Origin of the sequence: Paraburkholderia sp. GAS41 (genome assembly GCF_050436545.1) — a bacterium.
GTDB lineage: Bacteria > Pseudomonadota > Gammaproteobacteria > Burkholderiales > Burkholderiaceae > Paraburkholderia.
In genome coordinates this window covers 94,638-111,872 of record NZ_JBNDMK010000009.1, presented here as the reverse complement: position 1 = coordinate 111,872, position 17,235 = coordinate 94,638, and the positions used below count along the sequence as shown (strand labels likewise).

General features: G+C 62.2%; 20 protein-coding genes. 18 read left to right on the top strand and 2 right to left on the bottom strand.

What is annotated here, in order from left to right:
* Positions 1-644: 644 nt before the first annotated feature.
* From P3T43_RS14960 to P3T43_RS14945, 4 genes are read left to right on the top strand one after another with little or no spacing between them, the layout of a single operon-like run.
* Positions 645-1,670: an RluA family pseudouridine synthase gene (locus P3T43_RS14960; RefSeq protein WP_429281931.1), complete on the top strand. Its 1,026-nt coding sequence runs from the start codon at positions 645-647 to the stop codon at positions 1,668-1,670.
* On the top strand, positions 1,663-2,322 hold the full coding sequence (locus tag P3T43_RS14955) for an HAD-IA family hydrolase (RefSeq protein WP_429281810.1): 660 nt from the start codon (positions 1,663-1,665) through the stop codon (positions 2,320-2,322). Before P3T43_RS14960 ends, P3T43_RS14955 begins: the two co-directional genes overlap by 8 nt.
* A complete protein-coding gene (locus P3T43_RS14950) occupies positions 2,319-2,711 on the top strand; it encodes a Rieske (2Fe-2S) protein (protein ID WP_429281809.1) in 393 nt (130 codons plus the stop codon). Before P3T43_RS14955 ends, P3T43_RS14950 begins: the two co-directional genes overlap by 4 nt.
* Positions 2,712-2,729: 18 nt before the next feature.
* The gene (locus P3T43_RS14945; protein ID WP_429281808.1) at positions 2,730-3,734 is read left to right on the top strand and encodes a S49 family peptidase; all 1,005 of its coding nucleotides are present in this window, start codon (positions 2,730-2,732) and stop codon (positions 3,732-3,734) included.
* A gap of 73 nt (positions 3,735-3,807) precedes the next feature.
* On the opposite strand, the gene P3T43_RS14940 is transcribed toward P3T43_RS14945, so the two are convergent.
* A complete protein-coding gene (locus P3T43_RS14940) occupies positions 3,808-4,527 on the bottom strand; it encodes an SAM-dependent methyltransferase (RefSeq protein ID WP_429281807.1) in 720 nt (239 codons plus the stop codon).
* On the bottom strand, positions 4,524-5,141 hold the full coding sequence (locus P3T43_RS14935; protein WP_429281806.1) for a Maf-like protein: 618 nt from the start codon (positions 5,139-5,141) through the stop codon (positions 4,524-4,526). Before P3T43_RS14935 ends, P3T43_RS14940 begins: the two co-directional genes overlap by 4 nt.
* A gap of 281 nt (positions 5,142-5,422) precedes the next feature.
* On the opposite strand from P3T43_RS14935, the gene P3T43_RS14930 reads away from it, so the two are divergent.
* The 14 genes from P3T43_RS14930 to P3T43_RS14865 all read left to right on the top strand — a co-directional run bounded on the left by P3T43_RS14930 (position 5,423) and on the right by P3T43_RS14865 (position 17,139).
* Complete coding sequence (locus P3T43_RS14930; protein WP_429281805.1) at positions 5,423-6,067, top strand: DUF177 domain-containing protein; 645 nt, start codon at positions 5,423-5,425, stop codon at positions 6,065-6,067.
* Between the two features lie 99 nt (positions 6,068-6,166).
* Positions 6,167-6,346 (top strand): 50S ribosomal protein L32, encoded by a 180-nt coding sequence (rpmF, locus tag P3T43_RS14925; protein WP_074263835.1) that lies wholly within the window; start codon positions 6,167-6,169, stop codon positions 6,344-6,346.
* A gap of 172 nt (positions 6,347-6,518) precedes the next feature.
* Positions 6,519-7,625: a phosphate acyltransferase PlsX gene (plsX, locus tag P3T43_RS14920; protein WP_429281804.1), complete on the top strand. Its 1,107-nt coding sequence runs from the start codon at positions 6,519-6,521 to the stop codon at positions 7,623-7,625.
* Positions 7,625-8,614 (top strand): beta-ketoacyl-ACP synthase III, encoded by a 990-nt coding sequence (locus P3T43_RS14915; protein ID WP_429281803.1) that lies wholly within the window; start codon positions 7,625-7,627, stop codon positions 8,612-8,614. The genes plsX and P3T43_RS14915 overlap by 1 nt, the downstream gene beginning before the upstream one ends.
* 100 nt (positions 8,615-8,714) lie before the next feature.
* On the top strand, positions 8,715-9,647 hold the full coding sequence (gene fabD / locus P3T43_RS14910) for an ACP S-malonyltransferase (RefSeq protein WP_429281802.1): 933 nt from the start codon (positions 8,715-8,717) through the stop codon (positions 9,645-9,647).
* A gap of 84 nt (positions 9,648-9,731) precedes the next feature.
* The gene (gene fabG / locus P3T43_RS14905) at positions 9,732-10,481 is read left to right on the top strand and encodes a 3-oxoacyl-ACP reductase FabG (protein WP_429281801.1); all 750 of its coding nucleotides are present in this window, start codon (positions 9,732-9,734) and stop codon (positions 10,479-10,481) included.
* 153 nt (positions 10,482-10,634) lie between these two features.
* Positions 10,635-10,874 (top strand): acyl carrier protein, encoded by a 240-nt coding sequence (gene acpP, locus P3T43_RS14900; protein WP_004197638.1) that lies wholly within the window; start codon positions 10,635-10,637, stop codon positions 10,872-10,874.
* A 219-nt stretch (positions 10,875-11,093) separates the two neighbouring features.
* Positions 11,094-12,332, top strand: coding sequence for a beta-ketoacyl-ACP synthase II (gene fabF, locus P3T43_RS14895; RefSeq protein ID WP_429281800.1), 1,239 nt, complete (start codon positions 11,094-11,096; stop codon positions 12,330-12,332).
* Between the two features lie 14 nt (positions 12,333-12,346).
* Positions 12,347-12,850 (top strand): protein YgfX, encoded by a 504-nt coding sequence (locus P3T43_RS14890; RefSeq protein ID WP_429281799.1) that lies wholly within the window; start codon positions 12,347-12,349, stop codon positions 12,848-12,850.
* A 101-nt stretch (positions 12,851-12,951) separates the two neighbouring features.
* Positions 12,952-13,551 (top strand): RNA polymerase sigma factor RpoE, encoded by a 600-nt coding sequence (rpoE, locus tag P3T43_RS14885; protein WP_006051939.1) that lies wholly within the window; start codon positions 12,952-12,954, stop codon positions 13,549-13,551.
* Positions 13,552-13,634: 83 nt separating this feature from the next.
* Positions 13,635-14,258, top strand: coding sequence for a sigma-E factor negative regulatory protein (locus P3T43_RS14880; protein WP_429281798.1), 624 nt, complete (start codon positions 13,635-13,637; stop codon positions 14,256-14,258).
* 4 nt (positions 14,259-14,262) lie between these two features.
* Positions 14,263-15,306, top strand: coding sequence for a MucB/RseB C-terminal domain-containing protein (locus P3T43_RS14875; RefSeq protein WP_429281797.1), 1,044 nt, complete (start codon positions 14,263-14,265; stop codon positions 15,304-15,306).
* 28 nt (positions 15,307-15,334) lie between these two features.
* A complete protein-coding gene (locus P3T43_RS14870; RefSeq protein ID WP_429281796.1) occupies positions 15,335-16,879 on the top strand; it encodes a DegQ family serine endoprotease in 1,545 nt (514 codons plus the stop codon).
* Positions 16,876-17,139, top strand: a complete 264-nt coding sequence (locus P3T43_RS14865; protein ID WP_429281930.1) for a glutaredoxin family protein — start codon at positions 16,876-16,878, stop codon at positions 17,137-17,139. The genes P3T43_RS14870 and P3T43_RS14865 overlap by 4 nt, the downstream gene beginning before the upstream one ends.
* Positions 17,140-17,235 lie beyond the last annotated feature (96 nt).

Genomic DNA, 17,235 nt, shown 5'->3' with positions numbered 1-17,235 from the left:
CGCCTTATTGTGTTTTCACAAGCACGCTGGAGCGGGAAAAATGGCGGGGAGAATTGCCTGGGAGGGCCCGGTCCATAAGGACACGGTGCCGCAGGGCACATGCGAACACGGCTTCAAATAACGACCCGACACGCCGCGGGTTCTGCCGGCTGACCTGGAACTGCCTTCGTCCACTCGCGCCGGTGCGCCAACTGGGCGCGTGACCGGAGGGTCGAAGGATCGGGTCATGCCGCAGCGGGAAGTTCGCGCAAGGGCGCGTCTTTTCTCGCCGGGGGTGTCTCGCCTCATTTTGACGTCGCCATGTCTTGTACTTTCTACAAGACGCCTCGGGCGCACGCCGTATTTTCGCAACTGGAAGCCTCAACCTGCAGGACGTCAAACCGCCCGATACCAAGGCTCGCAGCTAAATTCTTTCTTGCCAAAATTCCGTTACCGCGGAGTCGACCGTGACCGAACGCGCCTGTGGGCGCCGTCCCTGCCGGGTGCTGACTCCGTGCGTGCAACTTGTTGCATCTCGTTATGCGGGTGAGCAACCAGACCCGGGCGCAAGTAAAATGACTGTTTATCGCTTGCACCTGCGCAGACTGCCAGAATACCGGACAATGCGCCGGCCGCCGCAGACTGCTGGGCAAATTATATTCAGAATGAAAGAGTTAGGCAAAATATCCCAGAAATCGGTCGCAAGCGACCAGGTCTCGATGATCGAGATCGATGACAGTGCGGCCGGACAGCGCATCGACAACTTCCTGTTACGGGTCTGTAAAGGGGTGCCGAAGAGCCATATTTATCGCATCCTGCGCAGCGGAGAAGTGCGTGTAAATAAGGGACGGGTCGATGCCCAGTACCGTCTGGAGCATGGCGATCTGGTCCGTGTGCCCCCCATCCGGATCGCCCAGGGAAGCGAAGCGAGCACTCACGCTCCCGTCCCGGCCGCCCATTTCAATATTCTTTTTGAAGATGACCACATGCTGGTTATCGACAAACCGGCCGGCGTCGCCGTGCATGGCGGCAGCGGCGTGGCCTTCGGGGTGATCGAACAGATGCGCGCGGCGCGGCCAGAGGCGAAATTCCTCGAACTGGTGCACCGGCTCGACCGCGAGACCTCGGGCGTCCTGATGCTGGCCAAGAAGCGCGCCGCGCTGGTCGGACTGCACGAGCAGATTCGCGAGAACAGGATGGACAAGCGCTACTATGCGTGCGTCCACGGCGAATGGCTGAGCGACTGGGGCCGCCGCCGGGCGGTCAAGGAGCCGCTCCACAAATATTTGACGGCGGATGGCGAGCGGCGTGTGCGGGTCCAGGCTGACGGGCTCGCGTCGCATACGGTGTTCAATCTGGTCGACCGCTGGCCGGACTACGCGCTGCTCGAGGCGGAACTGAAGACGGGGCGCACGCATCAGATCCGGGTTCACCTCGCGCATCTGGAATTGCCGATTGTCGGCGACGCCAAATACGGCGACTTCGCGCTTAACAAGGATCTGGCGCGCACCAACGCGCGCCCCGGGCTCAAGCGGATGTTTCTGCATGCCTACCGGCTCAAGCTGGCGCACCCCGTCACGGGTGCCGTGCTGCAGTTCGAGGCGCCGCTGCCGGCGGAATGCCGGCGCTTCGTCGAGCAGCTCAATGAATTGAATAAAGGGTCAACCCCGGAGACGGATACGCATGGCTAGAGAGCAATTTGACCTGATCGTCTTCGATTGGGACGGTACCTTGATGGATTCGACCGTGCACATCACGCGGAGCATCCAGTCGGCTTGCCGCGACCTCGGTTTGCCGGTGCCGGCGGACGAGGCGGCGAGCTACGTGATCGGCCTCGGCCTGCGCGACGCGCTGCAGATCGCCGCGCCCACGCTCGACCCGTCGGACTATCCGCGGCTCGCGGAGCGTTATCGCTTCCACTATCTGATCAAGGACCAGACCACCGAGCTGTTCGCCGGCGTGCGCGAAATGCTGCAGGCACTGCGTGATCAAGGTTATCTGCTGGGCGTCGCCACGGGCAAGAGCCGCGTGGGCCTGAACCGGGCGCTGGACCAGTCGCATCTCACGAGCCTCTTCGACGGCACGCGCTGCGCCGACGAAACCTTCTCGAAGCCTCATCCGGCCATGCTTCACGAGCTGACGCGGGAGTTGGGTCAGGACGTCGCGCGCACGGTGATGGTGGGCGACACCACCCACGACCTGCAGATGGCGATCAACGCCGGCGTGGCCGGCATCGGCGTGACCTACGGCGCTCATCCGGCCGCCTCGCTCGTCGCGCTCGAACCGAAGTTCGTTGCAACGAGCGTTGGGGCGCTGTCGGCCTGGCTGCTCGAGAACGCATGAGCGGCGACGCCATGGAACCGGTGCGAATCTGTGCGTCAAACGAGCTGATCGAAGGCGGTGCAGGGCATCGCCGCCCGGCGAAATACGCGGGCGGCGATGCTGTGGTCTTCTTTATCCGCTACGGTGGCGCGGCTCACGGTTATCTGAACCGCTGTGCGCATGTGCCGATGGAGCTCGACTGGGTCGAAGGCCAGTTCTTCGAATCATCGGGCTTATACTTGATGTGCGCCACGCACGGCGCAATTTACGCGCCGGACACGGGTAAATGTGTCGGCGGCCCGTGCCGTGGCGGCAGGCTGCGTCCCGTTCAGGTCGACGAACGGGATACGCCGGATGGCCGCGCGGTATTCTGGCTGCCGGACGACGACCTGTGTCCGGTCACCCCCTGACTCTTCGATCTGCGACGCATGGCCGACAATCTCACTCCCGATCCGAACCAGCCGTCCTCAGCGGCCCGCAAGCTATCGCCTACTGATGAGCCGGGCTGGGAACGCGCGGCCCTCGAGCGCATTGCGCTGGCTGCCATCAGCGAACAGCGTGCGGCGCGGCGCTGGAAGATCTTTTTCCGCTTTGTTTTCATCATCGTGTTTCTGCTGGTCGTCTGGGGCCTGTTCGACTTTTCCGGCGAAAAGGTAGCGACCACCGGCCGCCACACGGCGCTCGTGTCGCTGGACGGCGAGATTGCCGCGGACACCAATGCCAATGCCGATGACGTCGACTCCGCGCTGGAAAGCGCCTTCGACGACGCCGGTACCGCAGGCGTGATCCTGAGCTGCAACAGTCCGGGGGGAAGTCCGGTGCAGGCGGGCATCATCAACCGCGATATTCGCCGTTTGCGCGCCAAATATCCGTCTATTCCGCTGTATGTGGTGGTGGGCGACATGTGTGCCTCGGGCGGTTACTACGCGGCGGCGGCAGCGGACAAGATCTACGTGGACAAGGCCAGTATCGTCGGCTCGATCGGTGTGCTGATGGACAGCTTCGGCTTTACGGGACTGATGGACAAGCTCGGTATCGAACGGCGTCTGCACACGTCGGGTGAAAACAAGGGCTTTTTCGACCCGTTCTCGCCGGAGACGCCGAAGATGGACGCGCACGCCCAGGAGATGCTCGACCAGATCCACCAGCAATTCATCGACGCCGTGCGCGAGGGTCGCGGCAAGCGCTTGCATGAAACACCGGATGTCTTCTCGGGTCTGTTCTGGACGGGGCAGCAGAGTGTCGATCTGGGGCTGGCCGATGGCTTTGGCGACACCGACTACGTGGCGCGCGAGATCATCAAGGCGCCGGATATCGTCGATTACACGGTGAAGGAAAGCATCACCGACCGTGTGGCGCGCAAGTTCGGCGCGGCCGTGGGCGGCGCCGCCGTGCATGCGATGGTGCTGGGCGGGAAGATGAGTCTGCGGTGAAGTGTGTCGGCCGTGGGCGCCACTTGAGGCGGCGTCCACGGCATACGATCCGCTCGGACGGCGAGCGCGTGCGTCAGACGGCCAGTAACAGAAAAATCGCCGGGCGCTTGTGCAGATCCAGTGCCGGCGCTTTTTTCCAGTCCGCCACCGTGCGGCTGGCGATCGTCTCTGTTTCCAGCGTCAGGTCCACCGCCACGCAAACCAGCGTCGACGGTGCGCAGGTGGCCAGCAGCGTATCGAGCAGCGCCTTGTTCCGGTAGGGCGTTTCGATAAATATCTGGGTCTGCTTGCCCTTGCGCGACTGTTGTTCCAGATCGCGCAGACGCTTGGCGCGCTCCGCCGCGTCCACGGGCAAATAGCCGTGAAACGCGAAGCTCTGGCCGTTCAGTCCGGACGCCATCAACGCCAGCAGAATCGAACTGGGTCCGACGAACGGCACGACCTTGACGCCGCGTTCGTGCGCCCGCCGCACCAGCAGCGCGCCCGGGTCAGCCACGGCTGGACAGCCAGCCTCGGAGACTAGGCCGGCGTCGGTGCCGGCGAGAATCGGCGCGAGCAGCTTGTCGATTTCGCCGGCCGGCGTATTCACATTCAGCTCGCGAATCTCGATTTCCTGGATCGGGCGCTCAGTGCCGACTTTCTTCAGGAAGGCCCGCGTCGTTTTCGCGTTTTCGCCGATGTAGTACTGCAGCGCCGCGGCCCGAGCCCGCACCGGCGCGGGCAGCACGGCGTCGAGCGCCTCGGCGTCGCCCTCGCCGAGCGTATTCGGGATCAGATACAGAGTGCCGCTCATGACGCCCCCAACAGTGGAAAACCGGCCGCCAGCAACATCCGCGAGAGTGCAATGAGCGGCAGTCCGACGAGCGCCGTCGGATCGTCCGACTCGATCGCATCCAGCAGGGCAATGCCGAGTCCTTCGGATTTGGCGCTACCGGCCACATCGTAAGGCGTTTCGGCGTGCAGATAGGCCTCCAGCACGGAATCAGGCAGGTTCCTGAAACGCACCGTCGTAATGACGTCGAGCGCCTGAGCGCTGCCGTCACGGTTATCGAACAGGCAGAGCGCGCTATGAAACAGCACTTCGCGGCCGCGCATCGCCTGCAATTGCGCGAGCGCCTTGTCGTGCGAGCCGGGCTTGCCGATTTGCAGGCCGTCATAAGTGGCGACCTGGTCCGAGCCGATCACGAGCGCGTGCTCGCCGGCTGGAAGCCTGGCGGCGACGGCCCGTGCTTTGGCCTCGGAGAGCCGCAGGGCGGTCGCTTCGGGCATTTCGCCCGGCAGGGGCGTTTCGTCGATAGCGGGCACGACAATGTCAAACGCGATGCGCAAGCGCTCCAGAAGCTCCCGGCGGTAGCGTGAACTCGACGCGAGAATCAGGCGCGGCGGGCGAGAAAGGGTATCCGGCATGTTGAACCAACGGCTAAAGAGGGTAGGCCGCACGGGCCTTGGCGCGTGCGGGCTTAAGTGTTTGACTCGAAAAGACAAAACGGATATGATTTTGGGCTTTTCATCGGTATGTGTATGTGCAGCCACGTTTCGACCGGCGTTTCAATCCCGGCTTTGCAAACCCGTGCAACGTTGCGGTCCAGTTGCAATCAGGGTTTGTCTTGTAGTGGCGGTGAGGTAACAGGCAGCATACTCACCATACCGGTTACCCCGGCTAAATCCGTGCCGACACAGGAGCGCACATGACTCAACATCCTGGCAAACCTGTAGGTCTCGCCGACCCGCATGATCTCGATCTGTTCGAATTCGCGCGTAGTGGGCGCCAGGCCGCGGGTCTCGTGCGCGTCTCGCAACTGCCGCGCATGTTAAACGAAGTCCCGGCGGAAGCGCCAGAGCGCGAAAGCGCGTTCACCTGGCAGGCCGAAGGGGCGACGCAGCCGGAATTGCAGGACAATGGCACCGAGGGGCCGCAGCCTTATCTCAGGCTTGCAGTTCATGGGTCGGCATGGCTCGAATGTCAACGGTGTCTCACGCCGTATTTGCAGGCGTTCAACGTCGATGCGACTTACCGGATCGTCAACACCGAGGCGGAAGCCGAAGAGTTTCCGCTCGACGAGGATGAAGTCGATGTGATCGTGGGTTCAACCGATTTCGATCTTATCGACTTGATCGAAGAAGAGTTGCTGCTGAATTTGCCGTTGGTGCCCAAACACGATGTTTGCCCGGAAGTGCACGAGTCTCTCGTGTCGGGGGTGGCGGGTGAAGAGGGCGCGGGCGACGAAGCCGCGCAGGACCAGGTGGAAGAGGGCGGCGAGCCTGAACGGCCCAATCCGTTTGCGGCGCTCGAAGCGCTCAAGAAAGGTGGTTCCGGCGGCGAGAAGCACTGAACAGTTGCATAGGAGCGCGATGCGGCGCGTTGGCCATACGGCCAGTGGCGATTGCAGTATCGGGCTGTGTTAGAATTCGGAAAATTTTTAGGAGTTATCATGGCAGTCCAACAAAACAAGAAGTCGCCGTCGAAGCGCGGCATGCACCGTTCGCACGATTTCCTCAGCGCAGCGCCGCTGGCTGTAGAGCCGAGCACGGGCGAAGTGCATCTGCGTCACCACGTTAGCCCGAACGGCTACTATCGCGGCAAGAAAGTCGTCAAGACGAAGAACGACTAATCGTTACACTGCGTTGCGCCCTTTGGCGTTTCGCGTGGCGATCGGCTCGCTTGACATTTTCCCGGCTCAACAAAAAGGCGGCGTTCTACGGCCGCTTTTTTGTGTCCATCGTAGTTAGCGCGTTTGCGCTTGCCGCGATCCCATGCAGGGCGCCTGAAATTCGTCGCACTCCATGACAGTAAAGCTCACAATAGATTGCATGGGGGGCGACCACGGCCCGTCCGTGACCGTTCCCGCAGCGGTCAGCTTCGTTCGTTCGCATCCTGATGCGCAGTTGATGCTCGTCGGCATCGAAAGTGCCATTCGCGCGCAGCTCAAAAAGTGCAAGGCTGAAAGCGAGCCCTCCCTGATCGTCGTGCCGGCTTCCGAGATCGTCGCCATGGACGATCCGGTTGAGGTCGCGCTGCGCAAGAAGAAAGACTCGTCGATGCGCGTGGCGCTGAACCGTGTCAAGGAAGGCGAGGCGCAGGCCTGCATTTCCGCTGGCAACACCGGCGCGTTAATGGCCGTGTCCCGCTATGTTCTGAAAACGCTGCCGGGCATCGAACGTCCGGCGATTGCGTTCGCGTTGCCCAATCCCACTGGCTATACGATGATGCTCGACCTGGGCGCCAACGTCGATTGCGAGCCGCAGCATTTGCTGCAGTTCGCGGAGATGGGGCATGCGCTCGTGTCCGCGCTCGAAGGCAAGGAGCGGCCCACGATCGGTTTGCTCAATATTGGCGAAGAGGTCATCAAGGGCAATGAGACCATCAAGCGTGCCGGTGAACTGCTCAGGGCGAGTACACTGAATTTTCACGGTAACGTCGAAGGCGACGACATCTATAAGGGCACGACCGACGTGATCGTTTGCGACGGTTTTGTCGGCAATGTCGCGCTGAAGACGTCGGAAGGGCTCGCGCAGATGATCCGCGACATCATCAAGGAAGAGTTCGGCCGTTCGTGGCTGACCAAGGTGATGGCGTTCCTCGCGTTGCCGGTATTGATGCGCTTCAAGAAGCGTGTCGACCACCGGCAATACAATGGCGCAGCACTGCTCGGCTTGCGCAGTCTCGTCATCAAAAGCCACGGCTCGGCAGATGCCTACGCGTTTGAGTGGGCGATCAAACGCGGGTATGATGCGGTCAAAAACGGCGTGCTGGAGCGCCTTGCGCGAGCGATGGAAGACAACGCAAGCTCTCTGGAGCAGGCGACGCGCGACGCAAGCGGCGCGGGTTACGCAAGCCCCGCTGCAGGCCAGCCAGCCGAGCCCTACGCTGCGCAATCCTCGAAGGCATAATGGCTCAATCGACAATTTATTCCCGCGTGCTGGGCACCGGCAGCTATCTGCCGCCCGGACGCGTCACCAATCAGGAACTGGCTGAACGTCTCGCCAGGCAGGGCGTCGAGACGAGCGACGAGTGGATCGTTGCCCGCACGGGCATCCATGCGCGTCACTTCGCCGAACCGGACGTCACGACCAGCGACCTCGCGCTCATCGCCGCCCAGCGTGCGATCGAAGCGGCGGATGTCGACCCGCAATCGATCGATCTGATCATCGTTGCCACCTCCACGCCAGACTTCGTGTTTCCGAGCACGGCGTGCCTGCTGCAGAACAAGCTGGGGATCAGGAACAACGGCGCTGCGTTCGACGTGCAGGCGGTCTGTTCCGGTTTCGCTTACGCAGTGGCGACGGCCGACAGCTTCATCCGTAGCGGCCAGCACCGCACCGCACTGGTGATCGGCGCCGAGACCTTCTCACGACTGCTCGATTTCAACGACCGCACCACGTGCGTGTTGTTTGGCGACGGCGCAGGCGCCGTGATCCTCTCGGCCTCCGAACAACCGGGTGTGCTCGCCAGCGCACTGCACGCCGACGGCAGTCATTCGAACATCCTCTGCACTCCTGGCAACGTGAACGGCGGCGTGATCGCCGGTAGCGCGTTTCTGCACATGGACGGTCAGGCGGTGTTCAAGCTCGCCGTCAACGTGCTGGAAAAGGTCGCTGTCGAAGCGCTTGGCAAAGCTGGCCTTACGGCCGACCAGGTCGATTGGCTGATTCCGCATCAGGCCAATATCCGTATCATGCAAAGCACCTGCCGCAAGCTCGGCCTGCCGCAGGAACGCATGGTCGTCACGGTGGGCGAGCACGGCAATACTTCGGCTGCATCCATTCCGCTTGCGTTCGACGTTGCCGTGCGCGACGGTCGCATCAAGCGTGGCCAAAACATCTTGATTGAAGGCGTTGGCGGCGGCTTCACGTGGGGCGCGTCGGTTATCCGTTATTGACGGCTGATTGAGGCGGCGCGTTGGCGCCGCCCGCAGAGGTTGATTGCGTCGATCAGGCCATGCGTCCTGCCTATCTGAAAAATCGAATTTTGAGGATCCTATGAAATTTGCGTTTGTTTTTCCTGGCCAGGGCTCGCAGTCGGTCGGCATGCTCAACGCATTTGCCGATCACGCTGTCGTGCGCGAGACGGTTCAGGAAGCATCCGACGCGCTCGGCCAGGATCTGGGCAAGCTGATCGCTGAAGGTCCGGTGGATGACCTGAATCTCACCACCAATACCCAGCCGGTCATGCTCACTGCTGCGTATGCGGTCTACCGTGCTTGGCTGGCTGCGGGCGGTCCGGCACCGGCGATCGTCGCCGGCCACAGCCTCGGCGAATACACGGCGCTGGTCGCCGCGGGTGCGCTGGCGTTCCGCGACGCGGTGCCGCTCGTCCGTTTTCGCGCGCAGGCCATGCAGACGGCCGTGCCGGTCGGCGTGGGCGGCATGGCTGCCATTCTCGGTCTCGACGACGACACGGTGCGCGCGGTCTGCGCGGAAGCCTCGTCCGCGGGTGTCGTGGAAGCGGTCAATTTCAACGCGCCCGCGCAAGTCGTGATCGCCGGCCACAAGGCCGCGGTCGAGAAGGCCTGCGAACTCGCCAAGGCCAGCGGCGCAAAGCGTGCGTTGCCGCTGCCGGTCTCGGCACCGTTCCATTCGTCGCTGCTCAAACCCGCGTCTGATCAGTTGCGCGAGCGCCTGGCAAGCGTCGAGGTGCAAGTGCCGAAGATTCCGGTCGTCAACAATGTCGACGTGGCGGTGGCTAACGAACCGGCCGCCATCAAAGATGCGCTCGTGCGTCAGGCTGCCGGCGCGGTGCGCTGGGTGGAGTGCGTGCAGGCAATGGCCGGTCAGGGCGTCACGCACGTGATCGAATGCGGTCCCGGCAAGGTTCTGGCGGGTCTGACCAAGCGCATCGACGGTAATCTGGTAGGCGCGTCGGTGTTCGATCCGGCCTCGCTCGAAGAGACGCTGAAGCTCGTGACGGCCTGAGTGCCGCGCAAGCCAAAGGTACGGCAAGTACCTACTACAGCTTGAAGATCACAATCAGCCCTCACGGGCAATCCGGACTGACAGATGGAAAAGACTCTCGATAAGCAGATCGCAATCGTGACGGGCGCCTCACGCGGCATTGGTCGCGCCATCGCGCTCGAACTGGCGCGCCAGGGCGCCACGGTGATCGGCACGGCAACCAGCGAAAGCGGCGCCGAGGCGATTACCGCTGCCTTCAAGGCCGAAGGCGTGAACGGTCGCGGCGCCGTGCTGAACGTGAACGACGCTGCAGCGGCGGAAGCGCTGATCGATGGCACGGTGAAAGAATTCGGCACGTTGCACGTGCTGGTGAACAACGCAGGCATCACCCAGGATCAGTTGGCCATGCGCATGAAGGACGACGACTGGGACGCGGTGATCGATACCAATCTCAAGTCCGTATTCCGCTTGTCGCGGGCTGTGCTGCGTCCGATGATGAAAGCCCGTGGCGGCCGGATTATCAACATCACGTCGGTGGTCGGTTCGGCCGGCAACCCGGGGCAGGCCAACTACGCAGCGGCGAAGGCCGGCGTAGCAGGTATGACGCGGGCGCTGGCGCGTGAGATCGGCAGCCGCGGCATCACGGTGAATTGCGTTGCGCCGGGCTTCATCGACACCGACATGACGAAGACCTTGCCAGAAGAGCAGCAAGTCGCGCTCAAGGCCCAGATTCCGCTTGGCCGTCTGGGCAACCCGGACGACATCGCACATGCTGTTGCGTTTCTTGCTTCGCCGCAGGCCGGATACATCACCGGCACGACGTTGCATGTAAACGGTGGCATGTACATGTCGTAATGGAATTCGGTTACTATCCGCGCCGTGACGCGTTTCTCGACGCGGCGGGGCGGATGCCTTGACAGGAACCGTGCGCGCCGCTTTTTTGCCGGGGCAAACCTGATAAAATGCGCGCACCTGTATTTTTGAACTTCTTTTCCCTTGGAGGGGTTAATGGACAATATCGAACAGCGCGTCAAGAAGATCGTCGCAGAACAACTGGGCGTTGCAGAAGCTGAGATCAAGAACGAAGCATCGTTCGTGAACGACCTCGGCGCTGACTCGCTCGACACCGTCGAACTCGTGATGGCCCTCGAAGACGAATTCGGCATGGAAATTCCGGATGAAGAAGCTGAGAAGATCACGACTGTCCAGCAAGCGATCGACTACGCTCGCGCAAACGTCAAGGCCTAAGGTCATTCGCGCCCGCGTTGCTGGGTTGGCTGCGCTTGACGTCCTGGTGTGCCGGCTTTCGGTACTCGCGGGGCTGGCGCTATGGCCGGCGAAGTTGGCGATGACATCGCCAGCGCGGTTTCGAGCGCAGTTTCCAGGTTAACAGCCACAGGGCTCACAGGTCTGATTCCTGTAGCCGCTGTGGCTTTTGCTTTTGTCACCTATGAAAAAGAGGTTACCGTGAGCCGTCGTCGTGTTGTTGTTACAGGCCTGGGGCTGATTTCGCCTGTTGGCAATAATGTTGCCGACGGCTGGGCCAATCTGGTCGCCGGCAAGTCGGGTATTGCCAATATCACGAAGTTCGATGCGTCGAATTTCACGACCCGCTTCGCGGGCGAGGTGAAGGGCTTCAATATCGAGGACTACATCCCGGGTAAGGAAGCACGCCACATGGATACGTTCATCCATTACGGCGTGGCTGCCGGCATCCAGGCGATGCAGGACAGCGGGCTCGAAGTCACCGACGAAAATTCGGAACGCATCGGTGTGGTGGTCGGTTCGGGCATCGGCGGTCTGCCGATGATCGAAGTGACGCAAACCGAATTGCTCAACCGCGGTCCGCGCCGGATTTCGCCGTTCTTCGTGCCGGCTTCGATCATCAACATGATCTCTGGCCATCTGTCGATCAAATTCGGCATCAAAGGCCCGAATCTCGCAATCGTGACTGCGTGTACCACCGGTCTGCATTGCATCGGCGAAGCGTCGCGCCTGATCGAATATGGTGACGCCGACGTCATGATCGCGGGCGGTGCGGAATCGACCGTGTCGCCGCTTGGGATTGGGGGTTTTGCCGCGGCGCGCGCACTGTCACAGCGCAATGATGACCCGGCAACGGCGAGCCGTCCCTGGGACAAGGACCGCGACGGTTTCGTCCTGGGCGAGGGCGCTGGCGTCATGGTGCTCGAAGAGTACGAACATGCGAAGGCGCGTGGCGCGAAGATTTACGCCGAGGTGAGCGGCTATGGGATGAGCGGCGACGCGTATCACATGACCGCGCCGCTGGAAAACGGCGATGGCGCGCGTCGCTGCATGCTGGCGGCACTCAAGAACGCGGGCGTGAACGTGGATCAGGTGAACTACCTGAATGCTCACGGCACTTCCACGCCGTTGGGCGACCTCGCGGAAACCACCGGCATCAAGCGCGCTTTTGGCGATCACGCGAAGAGCATGGTCGTGAATTCGACCAAATCGATGACGGGCCACCTGTTGGGCGGCGCTGGCGGTCTCGAATCCGTGTTCACGGTACTCGCCGTGCATCATCAGATATCGCCGCCGACGATCAACATCTTCAATCAGGATCCGGAATGTGATCTTGATTACTGCGCCAACACCGCGCGCGAGATGAAGATCGACGTGGCGTTGAAGAACTCGTTCGGGTTCGGCGGCACGAACGGCACGCTCGTCTTCAAGCGCGCCTGAGCAGGTCAGGCCGCTTGACGCCAACGCTGCTCTCCACGCCTACGCAGCATCCCATGCAGGCCGGTCCGGCAGTTATGCCAGGACCGGCCTCATCCAATGGGATGCCGGTAATCGAACTGCGGCGCTCCGCCGCGCTGCGCGGCGTCACGGTGGCGTTTGTCCTGATCGCCGTGGCGGCCGTCCAGGCTTGCCTCGCCGCCCGGCTTGGCGCCGTCCAGGCGGCGCCCGCTACACTGGCCGTGCTAGCCTCGCTGATGCTGGCGGCACGACGGCATTGGCGCGCCGAGCCCGGTGCCATAAAAATCGGGGCGGATAGTCTCACTGCGTGGAACCGTACGGGGCAGATGCTCGTGCAGGGCCGTATTGCCGGTTGTTCGCAGTGGAGCGGTCGGCTTCTCATTCTGGCGCTCGCAGACGCGGGCGGACGTTCCAGGACCTTACTGATCGCGGCAGACACGCTCTGCGCCGACGCTTTTCGCGAGCTGGCCGTGCTGGGCCGGTGCGCCGCGCGCCTCTGACTGTAACGACTGTAACCGCTGGTACCTTGGTATCGTGACGAGATGATGGGGACGCTACAATGGTGCCCCGCCATGCGCCCTATTGTTAACGGATTTATCAGGTGAGCGAAAAAGAAATTGATCAGGTGCTGGTCGAGCGCGTTCAGAAGGGCGACAAGGCCGCGTTCGAGCTTCTGGTCTCCAAATACCACCGTAAGATCCTCCGGCTGATCTCACGGCTCGTGCGGGACCCCGCTGAGGTCGAGGACGTGGCCCAGGATGCCTTCATCAAGGCATATCGGGCGTTGCCTCAATTCCGCGGCGAATCGGCTTTTTATACGTGGTTGTACCGGATTGCGGTCAACACGGCAAAGAACTACCTTGCCACCCAGGGGCGGCGCGCACCCACCTCGACCGAAGCGGATGCTGAAGAAGCTGAAACTTTCTCCGATGCCGACCAACTAAGGGATATCAACACGCCTGAGTCGATGTTGATGAGCAAGCAGATCGCTGAGACGGTCAATGCTGCGATGGCGGTTTTACCGGAAGAGTTGCGTACCGCCATTACTCTTCGTGAAATTGAGGGTTTGAGTTACGAGGAAATCGCTGAGATGATGGGGTGCCCGATCGGCACGGTCAGATCACGAATTTTTCGCGCTCGCGAAGCCATTGCGGCAAAATTGCGTCCATTGCTTGACACACCCGAAGGCAAACGCTGGTAGTTGGCCGGCGCGCCCGGCGGGGCAATGGGGCAATATCCAGGTTAGGTGGTGTCACTAGGGGTGTCTGTAAGATGGGGAGCATCATGGGGTCGGTCTCGATGCAATCGCAAGCAAACTCGCGAGGCGAGCGTCTGTCCGCATTTGTCGACGGTGAGCTGTTCGGCGAAGAGCATCTGAACAAGTTTATTTCCGAACTGGATCACGAAGATCGTGCATCCTGGTCGCATTACCATCTGATCGGCGACGCTTTGCGCTCCGATGATCTGGCGGTGAGCCCGGCGGCCAGCAGTGCGTTTCTGGCCGGTTTTGCGGCGCGCCTCGAGCAGGAGCCGCACGTTCTGGCGCCCGCGGCGCTGCCGCTTGCGCGCCGTCTGCTGGCAATGCGCCGCCGCGTCGTGCCGGCCTTCGCGGTGGCTGCAGCCGCTGCCACGCTGACGTGGATCGTCGTGCCGCAACTGCAGGGCGTGCCCGGCGGTGTGGGCGTCGCTCAGGTCGCGTCGATGCAGTCGCATGGCGACGCGATGCAGCGTGTGGCGATGGCTTCCGTGCCGGCGGCAACTGCGCAGCCGGTCCAGGACGGCAACATCATCCGCGACGCCAGTCTCGACCAGTATCTGGAAGCCCATCAGCAGTTCGCACAACAGCCGGTCATGCCCGGTTCAATGCCGCTGATTCGTACCTCCGCCATGACCACGCAAGGCCAATAGTCTGATGCAGACACTGCGGTTGAATAAAACGACTATCTGGGGGCGGCTGCCGGCATTTGTGTTTTGCGCAGCCGTATTGTTGTCCGCAACGCCGCGTGTCTTTGCGCAATCAGACGATCCGCTCGCAGCCCGCCGTACGGCGGCTGACTTGCTCAACCGGATCCATCAGGCTGCCCAGCAGCAGAATTACGAAGGGGCGTTCGTCTACCAGCGGGGCAATTTCGTCCAGACCTCGCGGATCGCGCATTACGCCACGCGCAATGACGGTGAGTTCGAGCAGCTCGAAAGCCTCGACGGCAAGGCGCGCAAGATGTTGCGCCATAACGACGAAATGTATACGTTCATCCCTGAACGGCATCTGTGTGTCGTCGAAAAGCGCCAGAACAAGGATTCGTTCCCGGCACTGCTCGCTGCTTCGAGCGACGACGTGTTGTCGGTGTACGAGCCGAAACTGCTGGGCGCCGACCGCGTTGCCGGGATCGACAGCGACGTCGTCGAGCTCGACCCGAAAGATGCATACCGGTTCGCTTACAAGCTTTGGGCCGACAAGAAGACTGGCTTGTTGCTACGCGCGCAGACGCTCGATCCGAACGGGCAGGTACTCGAACAGCTATCGTTCTCGCAGATCAGCATTGGCGTCCCGGTCGACAAGACCGCGATTGTCAACGGTATCCACAACACCGCCGGGTGGACGGTTGTGCGGCCGCCGGTCGAGCCGGTCGACATGGAGGCGCAAGGTTGGGACATCGAGCCTACCGTGCCGGGGTTCCGCAAGATTCGCGAGTTGCGTCGGCCCATGGCGTCGGCTGATCCGGGCGAGCCGCCCATCCCGGTCGATCAGGCCGTCTTCTCCGATGGTCTCGCGGCCATTTCGGTGTTTGTCGAACCGGTTGAAAAGAACACGCGCAAGGAAGGCGCGGGCAGTAGCGGGGCGACGCATGTGCTGGTGAAGCGTCGCGGCGACTTCTGGATTACTCTGCTAGGGGAAGTGCCCCAAGCCACATTGCAGCAATTTGCGTCTGCCATAGAATATAAGGCTCCCAAGTAATCCCTCGAATCCCTCGCCTGGCTAAGATATGACGATTTTCACGGTGCGCAAATTTCTCGCAGCCGCGGTGGTGGCGGTTTGTCTGCCGCTCGTGCCGCATGTGGCGTCGGCGACCCCTGCGGCGAATCTTCCCGACTTCACCGATCTCGTCGACAAGGTCGGCCCGGCAGTCGTCAATATTCGCACCACGACCCGCGTGACGAGTAGCAGCAGCGGCAGCGCCCACGGCATGCCGCCGGGGATGGATGATGGCGACATGTCGGAGTTCTTCCGGCGCTTCTTCGGCATTCCGTTGCCGCAGCAGCCGGGGTCCGCGCCCCACGGCGGCGGAAGTGGCGGTGACAACGGCGATAACGGCAGCAGCGGTGGCAGCGGCGGTAGCGCGGACACGCCCGACAATTCCGATTCCGAGCAAAGCAGCGGTGTGGGGTCGGGCTTCATTCTGTCGGCGGATGGTTATGTGATGACCAACGCCCACGTGGTGGACGATGCCGACAATATCTACGTCACGCTCACGGACAAGCGCGAATTCAAGGCCAAACTGATCGGCGTCGACGATCGTACCGATGTGGCGGTCGTAAAGATCAACGCGTCGAATCTGCCGGCCGTCACGATTGGCGACTCGACCAAGGTGCGCGTGGGTGAGTGGGTGGTAGCGATCGGTTCGCCGTTCGGGCTCGAAAACACGGTCACCGCAGGCATCGTCAGCGCGAAGGGCCGCGACACGGGCGACTATCTGCCGTTCATCCAGACCGACGTGCCGGTCAATCCCGGCAACTCGGGAGGTCCGCTCATCAATATGCAGGGCGAGGTGATCGGCATCAACTCGCAGATTTATAGCCGCACCGGCGGTTTCATGGGTATTTCGTTCGCAATCCCGATTGACGAAGCGATGCGCGTAGCCGACCAGCTCAAGACCACGGGCAAGGTCACGCGCGGTCGCATCGCCGTAGCGATTGGCGAAGTGACCAAGGACGTGGCTGATTCGCTCGGCCTGCCAACGGCGCAAGGTGCGCTCGTCAGCAGCGTCGAGCCGGGTGGTCCGGCTGATAAGGCCGGCGTGCAGCCGGGCGACATCATCCTGAAATTCAACGGCCACGCCGTCGATACGGCTACGGATCTGCCGCGTATGGTTGGCGATACGAAGCCTGGCGCCAAGGCCACCATCACGGTGTGGCGCAAGGGTCAAACGCGTGACCTGCCTGTGACGATTGCAGAGATGCAGCCGGACAAGACGGCGAAAGTCGACGAGAAGCAGGCGCCGGCGCCAAAGCAGCGCGCTACCAACGCGCTCGGCATCGCGGTGAGCGACATCTCGGCCGACCAGCAAAAGACGCTGAAGGTGCACGGCGGCGTGCAGGTCGATCAGGTGGACGGACCGGCTGCCCGCGTCGGCTTGCAGAAGGGCGATCTCATCTTGCGCGTGGGCGACACGGATATTTCGAACGCGAGACAGTTCGACGAAGTCATCGCGCATCTCGATCCGCAGAAGATGGTCGCGCTGCTCGTGCGTCGCGGCGACAACACGCAGTTTGTGCCGCTGCGCCCGCGTAGCGGTTCGGCGCAGAAATAACGATGGCGGCATCGCTCACGCTCTTCGGGCGCGTGTGGTGTCACCTTTGCGATGACATGCGGGCGGGACTCGAGCCGTTGCTGGTCGAGTTCGGCGCGCAGGTCGAGGTGGTAGACATCGACGCTGATCCTGCGCTCGAAGCACGTTACAACGAGCGAGTGCCGGTTTTGGTGTGCGATGGCGTCGAGTTGTGCCACTATCATCTCGACGAAGGGCGGGTCCGTGCGGCGCTGAGCGCACGTGCCGGGCAGGCCCGCTAGCGCATCGAAAGTGCCGGGGCCCGACACGACGTCCGAGCCCACTTTCCGTGCTCTCCTGCAAGATATGCCGGGCGCAAGCCTTTTTCGGCTAAAATA

What these genes read in the sequence shown, in the direction of transcription:
- P3T43_RS14960 (WP_429281931.1), top strand. Translation starts at nt 645, where the DNA reads ATGAAAGAGTTAGGCAAAATATCCCAGAAATCGGTCGCAAGCGACCAG.
- P3T43_RS14955 (WP_429281810.1), top strand. Translation starts at nt 1,663, where the DNA reads ATGGCTAGAGAGCAATTTGACCTGATCGTCTTCGATTGGGACGGTACC.
- P3T43_RS14950 (WP_429281809.1), top strand. Translation starts at nt 2,319, where the DNA reads ATGAGCGGCGACGCCATGGAACCGGTGCGAATCTGTGCGTCAAACGAG.
- P3T43_RS14945 (WP_429281808.1), top strand. Translation starts at nt 2,730, where the DNA reads ATGGCCGACAATCTCACTCCCGATCCGAACCAGCCGTCCTCAGCGGCC.
- P3T43_RS14940 (WP_429281807.1), bottom strand. Translation starts at nt 4,527, where the DNA reads ATGAGCGGCACTCTGTATCTGATCCCGAATACGCTCGGCGAGGGCGAC.
- P3T43_RS14935 (WP_429281806.1), bottom strand. Translation starts at nt 5,141, where the DNA reads ATGCCGGATACCCTTTCTCGCCCGCCGCGCCTGATTCTCGCGTCGAGT.
- P3T43_RS14930 (WP_429281805.1), top strand. Translation starts at nt 5,423, where the DNA reads ATGACTCAACATCCTGGCAAACCTGTAGGTCTCGCCGACCCGCATGAT.
- rpmF (WP_074263835.1), top strand. Translation starts at nt 6,167, where the DNA reads ATGGCAGTCCAACAAAACAAGAAGTCGCCGTCGAAGCGCGGCATGCAC.
- plsX (WP_429281804.1), top strand. Translation starts at nt 6,519, where the DNA reads ATGACAGTAAAGCTCACAATAGATTGCATGGGGGGCGACCACGGCCCG.
- P3T43_RS14915 (WP_429281803.1), top strand. Translation starts at nt 7,625, where the DNA reads ATGGCTCAATCGACAATTTATTCCCGCGTGCTGGGCACCGGCAGCTAT.
- fabD (WP_429281802.1), top strand. Translation starts at nt 8,715, where the DNA reads ATGAAATTTGCGTTTGTTTTTCCTGGCCAGGGCTCGCAGTCGGTCGGC.
- fabG (WP_429281801.1), top strand. Translation starts at nt 9,732, where the DNA reads ATGGAAAAGACTCTCGATAAGCAGATCGCAATCGTGACGGGCGCCTCA.
- acpP (WP_004197638.1), top strand. Translation starts at nt 10,635, where the DNA reads ATGGACAATATCGAACAGCGCGTCAAGAAGATCGTCGCAGAACAACTG.
- P3T43_RS14880 (WP_429281798.1), top strand. Translation starts at nt 13,635, where the DNA reads ATGGGGTCGGTCTCGATGCAATCGCAAGCAAACTCGCGAGGCGAGCGT.
- P3T43_RS14875 (WP_429281797.1), top strand. Translation starts at nt 14,263, where the DNA reads ATGCAGACACTGCGGTTGAATAAAACGACTATCTGGGGGCGGCTGCCG.
- P3T43_RS14870 (WP_429281796.1), top strand. Translation starts at nt 15,335, where the DNA reads ATGACGATTTTCACGGTGCGCAAATTTCTCGCAGCCGCGGTGGTGGCG.